The following is an 18,385-nucleotide window of genomic DNA, read 5'->3' as shown; positions in this document are numbered from 1 at the left end:
TAGCATCTCGGGAATCGCACACCGCGCGGTGTGGAAGACGAAGGAGTCGAGATGCACATGACAGCTCTTCAGGCGGCCGCCGAGGAGGGATACGCCGTGGCCTTCGTGCCGTCCGAGGGGATCCTCGTGGCGCTCGGGTTCACGATGATCCTGACCTTCATGGCGCTCATCATGACGAGGCGCCTGACGCCCATGGTCGCGCTCATCCTCGTTCCGACGATCTTCGGGCTCTTCGCCGGCGCGGGGCTGGGGCTCGGCGACATGATCCTCGACTCGATCGGGAACATGGCGCCGACGGCGGCGCTCCTCATGTTCGCGATCATGTTCTTCGGGATCATGATCGACGTCGGTCTGTTCGACCCGCTCATCCGCTTCATCACGCGCCTGCTCGGCGACGACCCCGCGAAGGTCGTGCTCGGCACGGCGCTGCTCGCGGGCGCCGTCTCGCTCGACGGCGACGGATCGACGACCTTCATCATCACGACGTCGGCGATGCTGCCGATCTACCTGCGGCTCGGCATGAGCCCCGTCGTGCTCACGTGCGTCGCGGGGCTCATGAACGGCACCCTCAACATCGTGCCGTGGGGCGGCCCGACCGTCCGCGCCGCGACGGCGCTGGGCCTCGAGCCGACCGCGATCTTCGTCCCGATGCTGCCGTCCCTCGCTGCGGGCCTGGTCGTCTCGCTGACATTCGCCTGGATGCTGGGACTCGGCGAGCGCCGTCGCCTCGGCCTCGTCGACACGTCGCGCCTCGACGGCGCCGCCGGCGGGACGGGACTGCAGCCGCCGCGCATCTTCCGCGGCGGCGACCCCAAGCCGGGAGCGCGCGCAACGCTGCGCACCGGCAACCTGCTCACGGTCGACGGCGCGCGCACCGCGATCGCCACGACCGAGTTCGTCGACGCCGCAGACACCGCGATGGCCGACACGATCCTCGACCCGCGCCGGGCCACGCTGCGGCCCAAGCTCATCTGGTTCAACCTCGCCCTGACCCTCGCGGTCATGGTGCTGCTGGTCCTCGACCTCTTCCCGCTGCCCTACGTCTTCATGGTCGGCGCGGCGGTCGCGCTCATCGTGAACTTCCCGAGGATCAAGGGTCAGGCCGACGAGATCGTCGCCCACGCGCCCAGCATCGTGGGCGTCGTTTCGATGGTGCTCGCGGCCGGCGTCCTGGTCGGCGTGCTCAACGGCACGGGCATGGTCGCCGCAATGGCGAACTGGATCACGACTGTGATCCCGGCATCCCTGGGCCCGTTCCTCGCCGTCATCACCGGCATCCTGTCGATCCCGTTCACGTTCTTCATGTCGAACGACGCGTTCTACTTCGGCATCCTGCCGATCCTCGCCGAGAGCGCGACGGCCTACGGCATCGAGCCGGTCGAGATGGCCCGCGCGTCGATCACCGGCCAGCCCGTGCACCTGCAGAGCCCGCTCGTGCCGGCGATCCTGCTCCTCGTGTCCCTTGCCAGCGTCAACCTCGGCGACCACCACAAGAAGGTGCTGTGGCGGGCGACCGTCGTGTCCCTCGTGATGCTCGGGGTCGCTGTTCTCGTCGGAGTCGTGCCGCTGGCCGCGTAGGCCCGCTCGCCTCCTGTCGTTGAGCGAGGCCGCGCGAAGCGCGCGCAAGACGAAACGCCCCGGACCCGGTGTGAAGACCGTGTTCAGGGCGTTTCGTCTCGCTTCGCTCGCTCAACGACCGGAGACACCAGACCGGCTGGCGGGCGGGTCAGGGCCCGACGAGCCTCACGCGGACGGCGTTGGTGGACTCGTCGAGCTCTGCGATCGCCGCGTGAGCCTTGACGAAGTCCGAGAAGGACTTGTGGCCGAGCGCCTTCTCGCTGAACGACGGGTCCATGCGCTTGAGCAGGTTCTTGACGGCCGACAGGTGCACCCAGTCCTCGTCGGTGCGCTCGTGCTCGAGGCGCAGCGCCCGCGCGAGCAGCTCGCCCGCGGGATCGGCCGTCGACTTCTTGCGCCGCGCACGCGACGGAGCCGCGGCATCCGCCGCCTTCGCGTCCGCGGGAGCGCTGACACCCGGGAGCGAATCGTAGGCGTCGAACTGGTCGCAGGCGGCCGCGAGGGACTTCGCGGTCGAGCCTGCGACGCCCACGCCCACGACGAAGCGGCCGAGCCGCTTGCAGCGCTGTGCGAGCGGCACGTAGTCGCTGTCGCCGGCGACGATGACGACGTGCGTCAGGTCGGGCAGGCGGAACATGTCCTCGACCGCGTCGACGGCCAGGCGGATGTCGGCGCCGTTCTTGGCGTAGGCCGCCGCGGGGAAGAGCTGGACGAGGTCGACGGCACGGGCCACGAGCTGACTGCGGTACTCCGCGTTCACGGGCGCAGACCAGTCGGCGTAGGCGCGGGTGAGGACGAGGGTTCCGAACGACGCCGCGTAGTCGATGATCGCCCCGACGTCGATCGTCGCGGCGGCCAGGCGCTGCGCGATCTCGGGGTCGACCGGCTGCTCCGCGACGCGCTGACGGTCGCGCGCGTAGGCGTTGCGGCCGTGGACGCGGTCGTACCAGGACATGACGATGTTGTCGAAGTCCAGGTAGACCGCGACGCGCGGCGTCGTCGGATCCGGCATGTCAGCCCTCCTGCGGATACCGCACGCCGATGAGCCCGCGCACGTCGTCCATCGTCTGCATGATGGCCACGGACTCGTCGATCGGCAGGATGTCGCTGTCGTTCGTGCCGTCGGCGACGAAGCGCTCGGCGGCGAGGGCCTGGTATTGCATGCCCCGACCCTCGTGCTGCGTCACGAAGTCCTCGAGCACCGTCCCATCCGGAGCGATGACGCGGAACGAGGTCGGGCTGTACCAGACGCGGTCGATGTCGATGCGGGCGTCGGTGCCGATGATCGTCGCCGTGTTCGGGCCGGCGGAGCGGGCGGCCGACAGGGTCGCCGAGATCGCGCCGCTGCCGTGCGTGAAGGTCGTCGCGACCTCGCTGTCAGCGCCCGTCTCGATGAGCCGCGCCGACGCCGTGATCGAGGTCGGTGCGCCCAGGATGTCCCACGCGAACGACACGGGGTAGATGCCGAGGTCGAGGAGCGCCCCGCCGCCGAGCTCGATCGCGTTGAGCCGGTGCGCGGGATCGGTCGGGAGCTTCTGCGTGTGGTCGGCGAACAGCGCGCGGACGTCGCCGAGGGCGCCTGAGGCGACGAGTTCGCGGATGCGGACCATGTGCGGCAGGTACCGCGTCCACATCGCCTCCATGGCGAGCAGGCCCCGCTCCTTCGCGACGTCGCGGACGCGCGCGGCTTCGGCCGCTGTCAGCGTGAAGGGCTTCTCGACGAGGACGTGCTTGCCGTGCTCGAGCGCCAGGACCGCGTTCTCGGCGTGCGACGGGTGCGGCGTCGCGATGTACAGGATGTCGACATCGGGGTCCTCGACGAGCGCCTCGTACGACCCGTGGGCGTGTGGAATGGCGTACTCGTCGGCGAACGTCTGTGCGGCGTCGGGACGGCGCGATCCGACGGCCGCGATGTCGCGGCCGGCGGTGCGGAGGTCCTTCGTGAAGGCGTGGGCGATGCCGCCCGTGGCGAGGATGCCCCAGCGCAGGCCGGGGACGTCGGGTGAGGTCATGACCTCGAGCGTAGCGAGCGCGCGTGCCGTGCGCTCTGTGCGCTCAGCGCGTCGACGTGAGAGCCTGCTCCGCCTCGGCCACGACGTCCGTGACGAGGTCGAGCGCCTGCGACAGGTCCGCGATGACGTCGGCGACGTCCTCGAGCCCGATCGAGAGCCGGATCGTCGTCCACGTGATGCCCGCCTCGGCGAACTGCTCCTCGGTGAGGTGGCTGTGCGTCATGGAGGCGGGGTGCGCCACCAGGCTGCGGGCGTCGCCGATGTTGGCGACGAGCCGGACGACCTTCAGCGAGTCGACGAACGCCTGCACCTTCTCCCAGTCGCCCTCGGCGTCGCCCGTCGACTCGAGGTCGAAGGCGAAGACGGATGCTGCTCCCCGGTGCGCATAGCGCTTGCCGAGGTCGTTCCAGGGCGACGTGGGCAGCAGCGGGTGGTGCACCTTGGCGACGGCCGGGTGGCTCGCGAGGAACTCGGCGACGGCGAGCGCCGAGGCGCTGTGCCGGGCCATGCGCAGCTCGAGCGTCTCGACGCCCTGCAGGAGCTGGAAGGCGTTGAAGGGCGAGATGGAAGGCCCGAGGTCGTGCACGTACTTGGACTTGACGAGGGCGATGAACGCGAAGCCCTCGGCGCCGAAGCGGTCCCACAGGACGAGGTCGCGGACGCGGGCGTACGGCTTCGTCAGCTGGGGCCAGCGGTCCGGCTCTGCGCCGAAGTCGAAGGTGCCGAGGTCGACGACGACGCCGCCCAGCGACGTGCCGTGGCCGCCGAGGTACTTCGTCGCCGAGTGCACGACGAAGTCGGCGCCGTGCTCGCCCGGGCGGATGAGCGCGGGCGTCGCGACCGTGTTGTCGATCACGAGCGGAACCCCGGCCTCGTGGGCGACGTCGGCGACGGCCTGGATGTCGAGCACCTGGGCGAGCGGGTTCGTGATCGACTCGCCGAACAGGGCCCGGGTCTCGGGGCGCACGGCGGCGCGCCACGCGTCGATGTCGTCCTGGTCGACGAACGTGACGTCGATGCCCCAGTCGGCGAACGTGTCCTGGAGGAGGTCCACGGTGCCGCCGTAGAGCTGCTTGGCCGCGACGATGTGCTCGCCGCTCTTGGCGAGCGCGAGGAGCGTGACGGCGACGGCCGCCTGCCCGGACGCGACCGCGGCGGCGGCGCGGCCGCCCTCGAGCGCCGCGACGCGCTCCTCGAAGACGAGCTGCGTCGGGTTGGCGTTGCGGCTGTAGATGTTGCCCGGCTTGCGCAGCGCGAAGAGGTCGCGCGCCTCGGCGAGAGAGGCGAACTGGTACGCGGACGACTGGTAGATCGGCGCGACGGCGGTGTTCTGCGGGACGGCCGGGTCGTACCCGGCCTGGACCTGGGCCGTGGCGAAGCCCGGGCGGCGGGGTGAGGAGGACATTCGTCAATTGTCGCGATCGAGCCGGAATTCCGTGCTTCGGTGTTGCGAACTGTTGCAGCGACGGCCGTGTGAGGATGCCGGTATGCCTCTGTCACCCCTCATCTCCGCCGACGAGCTGCACGATCGACTGCAGGCGGGTGACAGCATCCGGCTGCTGGACGTGCGGTACCGGCTCGAGAAGCCGGACGGACGCGCGGACCATCGCGCGGGCCATCTCCCCGGCGCCGTCTACGTCGACATGGACACGGAGCTCGCGACGCACGGCGCGCCGTCGGAGGGCCGGCACCCCGTCCCCTCGCGCGCGGTGCTGCAGGATGCCGCGCGCCGCTGGGGGCTGGACGGCGGCGACGCGGTCGTCGTGTACGACGACTACCGGTCGGTCTCGGCCGCGCGCGCGTGGTGGCTGTTGACGCGCTCGGGGGTCGGTCACGTGCGGGTCCTGGACGGCGGACTCGCGGCGTGGACGGCGGCCGGCTATCCGCTCGAGACGGGCGACGTCGTGCCCGAGGCCGGCTCGATCGTCCTCGACGAGCTCACGGGCGACATCGCGACGATCGACGACGCGGCGGAGTGGCCGGGGCGCGGCGTGCTGATCGACGCACGTGCGCCGGAACGCTTTCGCGGCGAGACCGAGCCGTACGACCCGATCGCGGGCCACATCCCCGGCGCCGTGAACCTCCCCGCGGGCGCGCTGCTCGTCGGCGACGGGTTCGCCGAGCCCGCGGCCCTGCGCGACGCGTTCGCGACGGTCGGTGTCTCGGACGGCACGCCGGTCGCGGCGTACTGCGGGTCGGGACTCACGGCGGCGCACACGGCGCTCGCGGGAGCCGTCGCCGGCATCGAGGTGACGGTCTACCCGGGGTCGTGGAGCCAGTGGTCCAACACCCCGGGCCGCCCCGTCGCGACGGGGCACTGATCCCTCAGGGGACGAGCACGACCTTGCCCGCGGCGCCGTTCTCGACGGCCTCGTGCGCGCGCGCGGCCTCGGCGAGCGGGAACGACTCGCCGAGCTCGACCGAGAAGGCGCCTGCGGCCAGGAGCGCGAGCGCGACCGGCACGGCCTCGGCGCGCCACGCCTGCTGCTGCGGCGTGAGCGGGATGGGGCTGCCGCCGCTGAACGCGCGGATGCCGAGATCCGCGGCATCCCGTCCTCGTACGAGCGTCGCGATGCGGCTCTTGTCGGCGAGCAGCTCGATCGAGGTCTGCAGCGCCTCGTCGGTCCCGGCCGCGTCGATGATCGCCGTGATGCCCTGCGGCGCGGCCTCGCGGAGCCGATCGGCGAGCCCCTCGCCGTAGGCGACCGGGACCGCGCCGAGCTCGTGCACTCGATCGAACCGCTGCTCGGACGAGGTCCCGACGACCGTTGCGCCCCACAGCACGGCGAACTGGATGACGGCCTGACCGACCGAGCCCGAGCCGCCGTGGACGAGGAGCGTATCGCCCGCCCCGACGCCCAGCGACCGCACGGTCTGATACGCCGTGCCGATCGGGATGCCGAGCGCCGCCGCCTGCGCAGCGGACACGTTCGCAGGCCGCACGTGGGCCCGGTCGGCCGGCACGACGACGTCCGTCGCGTAGGCGCCGTGCACGCCGAACGCCGCGACGGGGTCGCCGACGCGGAATCCGTCCACGTCCGCCCCGACCGCCGTGACGACGCCGCCGAGGTCGGCACCGACGCCGCGCGGCCCGGTGAGTGCGCCGCTCGCGCGCAACCCGGACCGCAGCTTCCCGTCGATCGGATTGACGCCGGCCGCCTCGACGAGCACGGCGATCTCGCCGGCGCCGGGCGTGGGGACCGGGACCTCGGTCAGGGTGAGGACCTCGGGTCCTCCGAACTCTGTGTAGACGATCGCCTGAGGCATGTCAGGGCCAACCTCGCTGTGTCGTGGGCGTATTCCGATGTGTCCGAACGCGACGCTCGGGGCGACGCAGCCGGGTCAGGGTTCGCGCAGCGTCTTCTGGATCCGCTGGATCGAGACGGGCTCGGCGGTGCCGAGCGTCTGCGCGAAGAGGCTCACGCGGTACTCCTCGAGGAGCCAGCGCGCGTGCACGAGCGGGGGACGCGCCTCGGCCGCGGCGGGGATCGTGCCGCCCGCCTCGGAGTAGAGCGCCGCAGCGCGTTCGAACTCCGTCATCCGCTGCCGGTCCCGGCCCGGGTTGTCCGAGAGGGCGCGCACGCGCTCCAGCGCGCCGCGGAGGTAGCGGGGGAGCTGCCCGAGCCGCGTCGTGCCCGTGCGAGACACGAATCCGGGGTGCACGAGCCCTGCGACCTGCGACTTCACATCGCCGAGCGCGCCCAGGAGGGTCAGCGAGTTCTGCTCGCGCAGCGCCCGCTCGACCTCGCGCGACGCCGTGAGGATCCGCGCCGCGAGCGACACAGTCGCGAAGAGCTCGTCGACGACGGCGGCCGAGAAGGCGTCGCGCACACGGTCGAACGCCTCTCGTGTGCGCACGCCGTTCGGCGCGGTGCGCGCCAGGACGGCATCCGCCACCGCGACGCGCGCGTCCTCGACGAGCGCCTTCGCGCTGGAGTACGGGGATGCCGCCAGCGCGAGCTTCTCGGGAGAGGTCAGGTGGTCGAGCACATAGGCGGCCGGCGAGGGCACCGCCAGCAGGACGAGCCGTCGCACGCCCTCGAGCGTCGCCGTCGCCGCTGCCTCGGGCGTCGTCTCGAGCCGCAGCGCGACGGACTGGCCCTCGTCGACGAGCGCGGGGTAGCCGCGGACCACGCCTCCCGCGACCTTCGTGTCGACGACGTCGGGGAGGTCGCCGAAGGTCCAGTCGGTGAGTCCGGACTGCTCGGTGAACGCGGGTCCGCTCCCGGTCCGTGGGTCGGCGGCGGGAGGGCGCGGGCCGGCGGGTGCGCCGGCTCCGAGGCGTTTCGTCTCGCTTCGCTCGCTCAACGACCGCGTCACAGCGGTGCGGCTCCTGCCGGCCAGTCGCTCCTGGAGCTGGGCGAGATCGCGGCCCGACCCCGCGGCACGACCGCGCTCGTCGACGGCGCGGAACGAGACCTGGAGGTGGCCGGGCACGCGCTCGAGCTCGAAGTCCGCGGCCGTCACGGGCTGATTCGCGACGCGCTGGATGCGCGCGGCGAGCGCTTCGCGCAGTCCCGCGGGTGGGAGGCCCTCGTGCGACTCGGGGCCCTGCCCTGCGAGCTCTTCGGCGAACTTCGCCGCCCAATCCGCGGCGGGTACGACGTGGCGCCGGATCGCCTTGGGCAGCGACCGGATCAGGGCTGCGATGAGCTCGTCGCGCATTCCCGGCACCTGCCAGTCGAAGCCGTCCCGGCGCAGCTGCGCGAGAAGCGCGAGCGGCACGACCGCCGTGACGCCGTCGTCCGGGGCGCCCGGCTCGAAGCGGTACGCGAGCGAGAGGACCTGGTCACCCTGTCGCCATCGTGCCGGGAAGTCGCGCTCGTCGCCGCGCTGCACGTCGCCTGCGAGGTCGGCCTCGGTCATGTCGAGGAGTCGAGGCGTGCGGTTCGCGGCATCCCGCCACCATGCCTCGAAGGACCGCACGTCGAACACGTCGCTGGGGATCCGTGCGTCGTAGAACGCGTAGACGGCCTCGTCGCCCGCGAGGATGTCGCGCCGGCGCTCGCGCTCCTCGATCTTCTCGAGCCGGCGCCGCAGCTCGAGATTGCGGCGCTCGAAGGCCGTGAGGCGCTTGTCGAGGGCCGCGGCATCCCATTCGCCCTCGACGAGCGCGTGCCGCAGGAACAGCTCGCGCGCGAACGGCCGGTCGAAGCGCGCCAGCTGGACGCGGCGGCGGGGGATGATCTCGACGCCGAAGAGGGTCACCTTCTCGTAGGCGGATGCTGCTCCCGCCGACTTCGACCAGTGCGGCTCGGAGAGCGAGCGCTTCGCGAGGTCGCCGGCGAGCTCCTCGGCCCACGCGGGGTCGACGGCGGCGACGGTGCGGGCGAAGAGGCGCGAGGTCTCGACGAGCTCGGCCGCCATGACGGCGGACGGCGACTTCTTGCGCAGCCCCGAGCCGGGGAAGATCGCGAACCGCGCGCCGCGCGCGCCGAGGTACTCCGCCGCGGGGGTACGACCCTTCGACGGGCTCGGGGTGCGGGATCCGCCGGACCCTCGCTGCCGTTCGTCGAGGATGCCGAGGTGCGAGAGAAGGCCCGCGAGGATCGCCTTGTGGACAGCATCCGGGTCCGCTGTCGGGCCGTCTCCGGTCGTTGAGCGAGCCGAAGGCGAGACGAAACGGCCCGAAGCAGCGCGATCGGCCTGTCCCGTGGGCTCAGGCGTTTCGTCTCGTCGCTTCGCTCCTCGCTCAACGACCGGGCTTCTGCGCTCCCGATCGCCGGTGCGCAGGAGCGACGAGAGCTGCCGATGCACATCGAACCACTCGCGCACGCGCACGTAGTTGAGGTGCTCGGCGCGGCACAGCCTCCGGAACGCGCTGGATCCGAGCGTGCGCTGCTGCTCCTGCAGGTGGTTCCACAGGTTCAGGAGCGTGAGGAAGTCGCTCGTGGGGTCGGTGAAGCGCGCGTGGAGGCGATCAGCCTCCTCGCGGCGCTCCTCTGGCCGCTCGCGCACGTCCTGGATCGACATCCCGGCGACGATCGCGAGGACGTCGCGCAGGACCCCTGTGCGCCGCGCCTCGATGAGCATGCGGGCGAAGCGCGGGTCGATCGGCAGTCGCGCGATCTCGCGGCCGAGGTCGGTGAGCTTCGGCCCGCTTCCGCCTGCGGTTCCCGAGCCTGTCGAGGGGCGCACCGCGCCGAGCTCGACGAGGAGGTCGAACGCCGCCTTGACTCCGCGCGAGTCCGGGGGAGTGAGGAACGGGAACGAGGAGATGTCCCCGAACCCGAGCGACAGCATCTGCAGGATGACGGAGGCGAGGCTCGTGCGCAGGATCTCGGGCTCGGTGAACTCGTCGCGCCTCGCGAAGTCGTCCTCCGAGTACAGCCGGATCGCGATGCCGGGTGCCGTGCGCCCCGCGCGGCCGGAGCGCTGCTGCGCCGACGCCTGCGAGATCGCCTCGATCGGCAGGCGCTGGATCTTGCTCCGGTTGCTGTAGCGCGAGATGCGCGCCGTGCCGGTGTCCACGACGTACCGGATGCCGGGCACGGTCAGGCTCGTCTCGGCGACGTTGGTCGCGAGGATGATGCGGCGACGCACGCCGACGACGCTCGAGCGCTCGAACACGCGGTGCTGCTCGGCGGCGCTGAGCCGTCCGAAGAGGGGAAGGACCTCGGTGGGAGCGGCATCCTTCGCATACATGCCGCGCACGGCATCCATCGCGTCGCGGATCTCGGCCTCGCCGGGGAGGAACACGAGCACGTCGCCCGGGGCCTCGCGGTCGAGCTCCCGCAGCGCCGCCGTGATGCCGTCGACGTCGTCGGACTCGGCGGCGCCGGGAGCGGCATCCGTCCCTCGATACCGGATCTCGACGGGGTAGGTGCGCCCCGACACCTCGATGATGGGGGCGGGTCGGTCCGGGGCGGCGGCGAAGTGCTTCGCGAAGCTCTCCGGGTCGATCGTCGCCGAGGTGATGACGACCTTGAGGTCGGGGCGCTTCGGCAGGATCCGCGTCAGATAGCCGAGAAGGAAGTCGACGTTGAGCGACCGCTCGTGTGCCTCGTCGACGATGATCGTGTCGTACCGACGCAGGAGTCGGTCGCGGTGGATCTCGTTGAGCAGGATGCCGTCCGTCATGAGCGCGATGCGCGTGTCGGCCGAGACCTTGTCGGTGAAGCGGACCTTGTAGCCGACGGTCGTGCCGAGCGGCACCTCGAGCTCCTCCGCGACGCGCTCGGCGATGGAGCGGGCCGCGATGCGGCGCGGCTGCGTGTGCGCGATGCTCGTGCGCCCCAGCTCGAGGCAGATCTTCGGGAGCTGCGTCGTCTTGCCCGACCCGGTCGCGCCCGCGACGATGACGACCTGGTGGTCGCGGATCGCGCGCGCGATCTCGTCCCGCGCGGCGCTGACGGGCAGCTCCGGCGGGTAGACGATGACGGGTTCGGGCGCGGGCATAGCCCTCCATCGTAGGACGCGCAACCCGGTCCAGCCTCGTTGAGGGGCTCCTAGGCTGAATCCATGACGATTCCCACCGTGACGCTCAACGACGGCAACCAGATCCCGCAGCTCGGCTATGGAGTGTTCAAGGTTCCGCCGGCCGACACGGAACGGGCCGTCGCCGAGGCGCTCGAGGTCGGCTACCGCCACATCGACACGGCCGCGATCTACGGCAACGAGCAGGGTGTGGGCGCGGCGATCGCGGGGAGCGGCATCCCGCGTGACGAGCTGTTCGTCACGACGAAGCTCTGGAACGACCGCCACGACGGCGACGAGCCTCGCGCGGCGATCGGCGAGAGCCTCGACAAGCTCGGCCTCGACGCCGTCGACCTGTACCTCGTGCACTGGCCGACGCCCGCCGCCGACAACCACGTGCACGCGTGGGAGAAGCTCATCGAGCTCCGCGATGCCGGACTCACGCGCTCCATCGGCGTCTCGAACTTCCTCGTGCCGCACCTCGAGCGGATCGTCGAGGCGACGGGCGTCGTCCCCGCGGTCGACCAGATCGAGCTGCACCCCGCCTACCAGCAGCGTGAAGTCACGGACTGGGCGGCTGCGAACGACGTGCGCATCGAGGCGTGGGGCCCGCTCGGTCAGGGCAAGTACGACCTCTTCGGCGTTCCGGCGGTCGCCGAGGCGGCATCCGCGCACGGCAAGTCGCCCGCGCAGGTCGTGCTGCGCTGGCACCTCCAGCACGGCTTCATCGTGTTCCCGAAGTCGGTGCGTCGAGAGCGCCTCGAGGAGAACCTGGACGTCTTCGACTTCGCGCTCACCGATGCCGAGGTCGCCGCGATCGACGCGATCGACCCGGGCGACGGCTCGGGCCGCGTCAGCGCGCACCCCGACGAGGTGAACTGACCGGGGATGCTGTGAACCAGCGTCTGGCCGCCTCCGCGAGTCCGTACCTGCGCGCCCACGCCGGCAACCCCGTCGCGTGGCATGCGTGGGGCGAGGAGGCCTTCGCGGAGGCGCGCCGGCGCGACGTGCCGGTCTTCGTCTCGATCGGATACTCGACCTGCCACTGGTGCCACGTGATGGCCCGCGAGTCGTTCGAGGATGCCGCGCTCGCAGAGCGCCTCAACGAGCGGTTCGTCGCGATCAAGGTCGACCGGGAGGAGCATCCCGAGGTCGACTCCGCGTACATGGCGGCGGCCGGCGCGTTCACGCAGAACCTCGGGTGGCCGCTGAGTGTCTTCACGACGCCCGACGGCGGCCCGTTCTACGCGGGGACGTACTTTCCGCCCGCGCCGCGCGCCGGCATGCCGTCCTTCGCACAGGTGCTCGACGCCGTGCACGAGGCCTGGACCGAACGCCGCGAGGCGGCCGAGGGCACAGCGGGCGCCATCGCCGAGGCGCTCGCGGACGTGCGGGGCTCGTCCGCCGCCGAGGGTGCGATCCCGGATGCCGCGTCCCTCGCCGACGCCGCGCGCCGCCTCGCCGCACGCGAGGACCCGGAGTTCGGCGGCTTCTGGGGAGGTGACCCGAACGCGCCGAAGTTCCCCGTCGCGACGGCGCTGCGGTTCCTGCAGGCCCGGCTCGTGAAGGAACGCGCGCCCGAGACATCCGCCGCGGCAGAGCGCGCGCTCGCGGCAATGGCGGGTTCCGAACTCAGAGACAAGCTGGAGGGCGGGTTCTTCCGCTATGCGACGCGCCGCGATTGGACCGTCCCGCATTACGAGCGGATGCTGACCGACAACGCCCAGCTGCTCGACGTCGCCCTGGACGCGGGTGATCTCGAGACGGCGAGCGGCGTCGCGACCTTCCTGCGCGAAGTGCTGCAGCAGCCCTCCGGGGGCTTCGGTGCGGCGCAGGACTCGGAGTCCTGGATCGACGGCGCCCGCAGCGAGGGCGGGTACTACCTGCGGGATGCCGAGGCCCGCGCCGACCTCGAGCCGCCGGCGGTCGACGGCAAGGTCGTGACGGGGTGGAACGGCCTCGCGATCGGGGCGCTGGCGCGCGCCGGCGCACGGGCGGGACGGCCCGACTGGATCGAGGCGGCGCAGTGGTCCGCCGACGCCGTCCTCACCGCCAACGTCTCACCGGAGGGGATGCTGCGCCGCGCGTCGCTCGACGAGATCGCGTCGCGGGCCCCCGCGACGGTCGCCGACCACGGCCAGCTCGCGGAAGGCCTCGCCGCCCTCGCGATCGCGACGGGCGAGCCCGCCTACGCCGTACGCGCTCGAGGTCTCGTCGAGGCCTGCGTCGGGCCCGACGGGGCTCTGCACGCGCCGGCGGGCGCTGATCCGGTGCTGGCGGCGAGCGGTGTCATCGCTCCGGATGCCGCCTCCGACGGCGACGAGCCCTCCGGCGTCGCCGCGATCGCGGGTGCGTCCGCGGCCCTCTGGCTGATCGGCGGGGGAGAGGGCGATCGTGAGCTCGCCGAGCGCCTCGTGGCCGCGCACGCGGGCGCCGCCCTCGCGCAGCCCCTCGCGCACTCCGCTCTGCTTCGCGTCGCGGCGCTCCTGGCCCAGCCGCCGCGGCAGGTCGTCGTGGTCGGCGAGCCGGGCGAGCCGCTCGCGATCGCGGCCCGGGCACTCCGTGCGGACGTCGTGGCGATCGTCACGCCCGCCCAGGCTGTGGCCTGGGCCGAGGCCGGCTTCGACCTCTTCCTCGACAAGACGCAGCGCGACGGCGTCGCGACGGTCTACGACTGCCGCGACTTCGCCTGCCGCCTCCCCGTGACCGACCCCGCGGCCCTCATTCCCTGACCCCTGGTCGCCGAGCTTCCCCGCGAGAACGCCCGTATGTCCTCATTCGCACCTCGATTCGCACCTCGATTGAGGACACGAGCGCGAGCGGGGCGAGACGGAACGCGTGCACCCGCGGTGCGTGCGTGTCGTTCGGGTTCTGCCGTTTCGTCTCGTCGCTTCGCTCCTCGCTCAACGACCGGGGTTGGGATTCGCCCGTTAGCGAGCGGAGCGAGACGCAACGCGTGCACCCGGCGTACGCCTCGGCGCGCGCGCAGGTTCAGCCCGCGGCGCGCTCGTCGTCGGCGACGACCGCGAGGCCCGGGGCGACCTCGAGCCCGAACACCGTCTCGAGCGCGCGCTCGAACTCGGCGAGCCTGCCGGCGGCGGCGAACTCGCGCGCGCGGGCCGTCGGTCCGTGCGAGAGCACGCCGGCGAGGTGGCGGAGCGCGGCCGCGCTGCGCTCGTCGTCGGGACGGAGACGGGAGAGCTCGGACGAGAGGACCGACTCGATGTGCGTGCGCCACGCGACGATCGCGGGAGCGGCGGCGCGCTCGGCGTTGAAGGTCGCGACGGCCGAGCCCACCACCTCGTGCGCGCCCGCGCCGAGCTCGGCGAGGGCGGCGTGGCGGCCGATGAGTTCGAGGTCGAGGAGGTCGACTCCGGGCAGCGCGCCGACGGCGGGCTCGACGTTGCGCGGAAGCCCGAGGTCGAAGACGAGCCGCGGCCGGTCGTCGGGGAAGTCCTCCGGCCCGACCGTGTACTTCGCGGTGCACGTGATGACGATGTCGGCGGCGCCGATGGCGGTGCGGAGGTCGTGCTCGGCGCGCACGCCGTAGCGCGCGGCGAAGTTGTCGGCGCGGCCCGTCGCCGAGTAGACGCGCACGTCCTCGGCGCCGCGCGCCTGAAGCGCCGCGATCGAGGTCGCCGCGTAGCGGCCGGTGCCGACGAGCAGGACGGGGACCGTGGCCCAGTCGGTCACGCGGGAGTCCGCGAGGTCGAGCGCGAGGCGCGCGAGCGAGCGACCCGCGGCGGCGAGGTCGGCCTTGGCGCGCACGTCGCGCGTCGCGCGCGCGGCGCGCTGGAAGGCCTGCTCGAGTTCCGTGCTGCTCGTCCCGGCCTCTCGCGCCGTGCGGAGGGCGCGCTGCACCTGGCCGCTGATCTCCTCCTCGCCCACGACCATGGACTCAAGGCCCGAGCTCACCGCGAAGAGGTGCCGCACGACGTCGTCCCCGCTGAGCACGACCGCCGATTCACGCAGGGCCTCGGCATCCGCCCCCGTCGAATCCGCGACGGCTTCGAGAACCGCTTCGCGCGCGAGGAGCGCGCCGCCGGTCAGCGGCTCATCGAGCTCGAGGTACGTCTCGAACCGGTTGCACGTGGCCAGCACAACGGCACCGCGCACGAATTCGTGGGCGGCCAGGACGTCGGCGCCGGTCGATTCGGCGGCCCTCGAGATGCGGTCGAGGACGTCGAAGTCGGTGTTCCGGTGGTTGGCCGTCAGGCAGAACAGCACTCGACGAGTTTAGCCTGGAAGGGTGTCATCGCCTCTGAGCGCCCTGCCGGCGTCCCATCCTCTGCACGACGGCCGCACCTCGGAGGCGCCTCTCGTGCGTGCCGCGCGCGGCGATCGGCCGGCGAGCCTGCCCGTGTGGTTCATGCGCCAAGCGGGGCGATCGCTCCCCGAATACCGGGCCAGCCGCGCCGGCACGGAGATGCTCGACGCGTGCCTCGACCCCGCGCTCGCGGCCGAGATCACGCTGCAGCCCGTGCGCCGGCACGGCGTCGACGCGGCCGTGTTCTTCAGCGACATCGTCGTGCCCGTCCTCCTCGCCGGAATCGATGTGCGCATCGTGCCCGGACGGGGGCCCGTCCTGGACGAGCCGATCCGGACAGCATCCGACGTCCTGCGGCTGCGGCCGCTGGAGGCCGAGGCGCTTGCCCCGATCTCGGAGGCCGTCCGGCTCGTCGTCGCCGAGCTCGGGCAGACGCCGCTCGTCGGGTTCGGCGGTGCGCCGTACACGCTCGCTAGCTACCTCGTCGAGGGCGGCCCCTCGAAGGAGCAGCTCCGTGCGCGCGCCCTGATGCGGACGGACCCGCACACGTGGGCTGCGCTGCTGAACTGGTGCGCCGACGTCACGGGCGCCTTCCTCCGCGCGCAGGTCGAGGCCGGCGCGAGCGTCGTGCAGCTCTTCGACTCGTGGGCGGGCTCGCTGTCGCGCGCGGACTACCAGCGCCGAGTCGCGCCGCACTCGCGCCGCGCCTTCGACGCGCTGCGCGGCCTCGACGTCCCGAAGATCCACTTCGGCCTCGGCCTGGCCGAGATGCTCGACCTCGCGCCGGGGCTCGGGGCGGACGTCGTGGGCATCGACTGGCGCCTCCCGCTCGACGAGGCCAATGCGCGACTCGGCGGCACGGTGCCTCTTCAGGGCAACATCGACCCCGCGCTCCTCACGGCGCCGTGGCCCATCCTCGACGCCCACGTCCGCGACGTCGTCGAGCGCGGCCGCACCGCGCCGGCGCACATCGTCAACCTCGGCCACGGCGTCCCGCCGGACACCGACCCGACGGTGCTCACGCGCATCGTCGAGCTCGTGCATGCCCTCTGACGCGATCGTCGTCGGCGGCGGCGTCGCAGGGCTCGTCGCAGCCAGGCGTCTCGCCCTCGAGGGGCTCGGCGCCACGGTGCTCGAGCGCACCGGAAGGCTCGGCGGCCAGGTCGCGCGGCAGCGCGTCGGCGGGGTCGACCTCGACGCAGCGGCCGAGTCGTTCGCGACGCGCGGCGGCGCTGTCGCCGCGCTCCTCGCCGAGCTCGGCCTCGGGCAGGACATCGTGTACCCGCGCGCGGACCCAGCCTGGCTGCATCGCGCCGACGGCACGGCGGTGCCGCTTCCCGCGACGGGGCTGCTCGGCATCCCGGGCGACCCGCTCGCGTCCGACGTCGTCCGCGCGATCGGCCGCGCCGCCGCCGAGCGGGCGAGCCTCGACGCTTCGCTCCCCGCGAGCGAGGGAGCGGATGCCTCGTCCCTCGGCGAGCTCGTGCGCCTCCGCATGGGTGCGGCCGTCGTGGACGGACTCGTCGCGCCCGTCGTCCGAGGTGTGCATTCCTCGACGCCCGACGACCTTGCGGTGGAGCGCGCGCACCCGCGACTGCGGGAGGAGCTCGTGCGGCGCGGATCCCTCGCGGCGGCCGTCCTCGCCCTGCGCGCCGCCTCGCCCGCCGGCTCGGCCGTCGCCGGCATCCGCGGAGGCATGTTCCGGCTCGTCGACGCGCTCGAGGCGGACTGCGCGCGCCTCGGCGTGACGTTCGAGCTCGACGCGGCCGTCGACGACGTCGGGCTCGACCGTGTCACGGTCGCCGGAGAGGTGCGTCACGGGATCGTTGTCCGCGCGTCCGGAGCCGCCGACCCCGTCGACGACCGCATGGTCACGCTCGTCACCCTCGTCCTGGACGCGCCGTCGCTCGACCGCGCCCCGCGGGGAACCGGCATCCTCGTGTCGGCGGACGCTCCCGGCGTGCGCGCTCGCGCGCTGACCCACCTGACCGCGAAGTGGGACTGGATCGCCGAGGCCTTCCCGGGGCGCCACGCGGTGCGTCTCTCGTACGACGGGACCCCGGACAACCCGATCGAGACGGCGACGCGGGATGCCGGCATCCTGCTCGCGGCACCGCTCGAACACGTCGTCGATGCGAACGTGCACCGGTGGGTCCGGGGATCTGCCGCGCACGCGAGCGATGTCGCCGCCGTCGGCGAGTCCGTCTCGGGCACGGGCCTCGCGTCCGTCGTCCCGCACGCCGAGCGCATCGCGCGGGATATCTCGGCGTCGTCACGGATTGGCCGAGGCCCGCGGTCAAGGGCGAGGATGGAAGGGTGAGCCACCCGATCGACGAGAACGCGACGTCCGACACGATCCCCGCACCCGACGCAGAGGCCAACCACTACGCGCTGTGGGCTGCGCTGCGGCGCGACCCGCATCCGGCGGCCGTGGCCGACGACGCTCCGAGTGCGGCAGAGGTCGTGGAGCGGCTCGGCGGGACCGTGCGGGCGCTCTACGACGTGTCGGGCCTGCGCGCCGACGCCGACGTGCTCGTGTGGCTCACGGGGCACTCCGCCGAGGGCCTGCAGTCGGCGCTGCGCGAGCTGCGCCGCTCGAAGGAGCTGCGATCCCTGCTGCCGACGTGGAACGCGCTCGGCGTGCACCGCGACGCCGAGTTCAGCCGCGATCACGCGCCCGCCTTCGCCCGCGGCCTGCCGCCCAAAGAGTGGGTCACGGTCTACCCGTTCGTGCGCAGCTACGAGTGGTACATCCTGCCGCCCGCCGAGCGCGGCGCGATGCTCGCCGACCACGGACTCAAGGGCCGCGAGTACCCGCAGGTGCAGAGCAACACGGTCGCGAGCTTCGCGCTCGGCGACTACGAGTGGATCCTCGCGCTCGAGGCCGACGACCCCACCGAGCTCGTCGACCTCATGCGCCACCTCCGCGCGACCGAGGCCCGCCGACACGTGCGCGAAGAGGTCCCGTTCTTCACGGGCCGCCGGATCTCGCCCGCCGAGCTCGCCGAGGTCCTCTCGTGACGCCCGACACTTGCGCGAGACTTCACAAATGTGACGCGACGCGCCGGTGCAGCGGTCCATTCGTGAAGTCTCGCGAACGGCGGGCTGAGCG

Annotated in this window: 13 protein-coding genes; 7 read left to right on the top strand and 6 right to left on the bottom strand. The window is 72.6% G+C overall.

Annotation, left to right across the window (positions count from 1 at the left end; translation table 11 throughout):
* Positions 1 to 57 precede the first annotated feature (57 nt).
* Entirely contained in the window at positions 58 to 1,578 is a 1,521-nt protein-coding gene (locus ABZ477_RS13935; protein WP_360134058.1) for a CitMHS family transporter, read from the top strand.
* Between the two features lie 148 nt (positions 1,579 to 1,726).
* Here the strand turns inward: ABZ477_RS13935 and ABZ477_RS13930 are convergent, their stop codons facing one another.
* Genes ABZ477_RS13930 through ABZ477_RS13920 form a run of 3 tightly spaced genes read right to left on the bottom strand, consistent with a single transcriptional unit; the run spans position 1,727 to position 4,995 of the window.
* A complete protein-coding gene (locus tag ABZ477_RS13930; protein ID WP_360134055.1) occupies positions 1,727 to 2,590 on the bottom strand; it encodes an NYN domain-containing protein in 864 nt (287 codons plus the stop codon).
* A gap of 1 nt (position 2,591) precedes the next feature.
* Positions 2,592 to 3,590 carry a Gfo/Idh/MocA family oxidoreductase gene (locus ABZ477_RS13925; RefSeq protein WP_360134052.1) on the bottom strand — a complete coding sequence of 333 codons (999 nt, stop codon included), beginning with the start codon at positions 3,588 to 3,590 and terminating at the stop codon, positions 2,592 to 2,594.
* Positions 3,591 to 3,633: 43 nt separating this feature from the next.
* The gene (locus ABZ477_RS13920; protein ID WP_360134049.1) at positions 3,634 to 4,995 is read right to left on the bottom strand and encodes an aminotransferase class I/II-fold pyridoxal phosphate-dependent enzyme; all 1,362 of its coding nucleotides are present in this window, start codon (positions 4,993 to 4,995) and stop codon (positions 3,634 to 3,636) included.
* A gap of 82 nt (positions 4,996 to 5,077) precedes the next feature.
* On the opposite strand from ABZ477_RS13920, the gene ABZ477_RS13915 reads away from it, so the two are divergent.
* The gene (locus tag ABZ477_RS13915; RefSeq protein WP_360134046.1) at positions 5,078 to 5,911 is read left to right on the top strand and encodes a sulfurtransferase; all 834 of its coding nucleotides are present in this window, start codon (positions 5,078 to 5,080) and stop codon (positions 5,909 to 5,911) included.
* 4 nt (positions 5,912 to 5,915) lie between these two features.
* On the opposite strand, the gene ABZ477_RS13910 is transcribed toward ABZ477_RS13915, so the two are convergent.
* A complete protein-coding gene (locus ABZ477_RS13910; protein WP_360134043.1) occupies positions 5,916 to 6,857 on the bottom strand; it encodes an NADP-dependent oxidoreductase in 942 nt (313 codons plus the stop codon).
* Between the two features lie 75 nt (positions 6,858 to 6,932).
* On the bottom strand, positions 6,933 to 10,988 hold the full coding sequence (gene hrpA, locus ABZ477_RS13905; RefSeq protein ID WP_360134040.1) for an ATP-dependent RNA helicase HrpA: 4,056 nt from the start codon (positions 10,986 to 10,988) through the stop codon (positions 6,933 to 6,935).
* 63 nt (positions 10,989 to 11,051) lie between these two features.
* On the opposite strand from hrpA, the gene ABZ477_RS13900 reads away from it, so the two are divergent.
* Both ABZ477_RS13900 and ABZ477_RS13895 read left to right on the top strand, forming a co-directional pair.
* Positions 11,052 to 11,888: an aldo/keto reductase gene (locus ABZ477_RS13900; RefSeq protein WP_360134037.1), complete on the top strand. Its 837-nt coding sequence runs from the start codon at positions 11,052 to 11,054 to the stop codon at positions 11,886 to 11,888.
* A gap of 11 nt (positions 11,889 to 11,899) precedes the next feature.
* A complete protein-coding gene (locus ABZ477_RS13895; protein WP_360134034.1) occupies positions 11,900 to 13,738 on the top strand; it encodes a DUF255 domain-containing protein in 1,839 nt (612 codons plus the stop codon).
* A gap of 259 nt (positions 13,739 to 13,997) precedes the next feature.
* Here the strand turns inward: ABZ477_RS13895 and ABZ477_RS13890 are convergent, their stop codons facing one another.
* The gene (locus tag ABZ477_RS13890; protein WP_360134031.1) at positions 13,998 to 15,233 is read right to left on the bottom strand and encodes a glutamyl-tRNA reductase; all 1,236 of its coding nucleotides are present in this window, start codon (positions 15,231 to 15,233) and stop codon (positions 13,998 to 14,000) included.
* A gap of 22 nt (positions 15,234 to 15,255) precedes the next feature.
* Here ABZ477_RS13890 and hemE point away from each other — a divergent pair, with 22 nt between their 5' ends.
* The 3 genes from hemE to hemQ are packed head-to-tail and all read left to right on the top strand — an operon-like array spanning position 15,256 to position 18,294.
* The gene (gene hemE, locus ABZ477_RS13885; RefSeq protein WP_360134028.1) at positions 15,256 to 16,326 is read left to right on the top strand and encodes a uroporphyrinogen decarboxylase; all 1,071 of its coding nucleotides are present in this window, start codon (positions 15,256 to 15,258) and stop codon (positions 16,324 to 16,326) included.
* Positions 16,316 to 17,593, top strand: coding sequence for an FAD-dependent oxidoreductase (locus ABZ477_RS13880; protein ID WP_360134025.1), 1,278 nt, complete (start codon positions 16,316 to 16,318; stop codon positions 17,591 to 17,593). Before hemE ends, ABZ477_RS13880 begins: the two co-directional genes overlap by 11 nt.
* Complete coding sequence (hemQ, locus tag ABZ477_RS13875) at positions 17,590 to 18,294, top strand: hydrogen peroxide-dependent heme synthase (protein WP_360134022.1); 705 nt, start codon at positions 17,590 to 17,592, stop codon at positions 18,292 to 18,294. The genes ABZ477_RS13880 and hemQ overlap by 4 nt, the downstream gene beginning before the upstream one ends.
* Positions 18,295 to 18,385: the final 91 nt, after the last annotated feature.

It is taken from the genome of Microbacterium sp. NPDC019599, assembly GCF_040632175.1.
Lineage (GTDB): Bacteria > Actinomycetota > Actinomycetes > Actinomycetales > Microbacteriaceae > Microbacterium.
The sequence above is the reverse complement of the archived record's forward strand: the minus strand, read 5'-3'. Positions and strand labels throughout refer to the sequence as shown.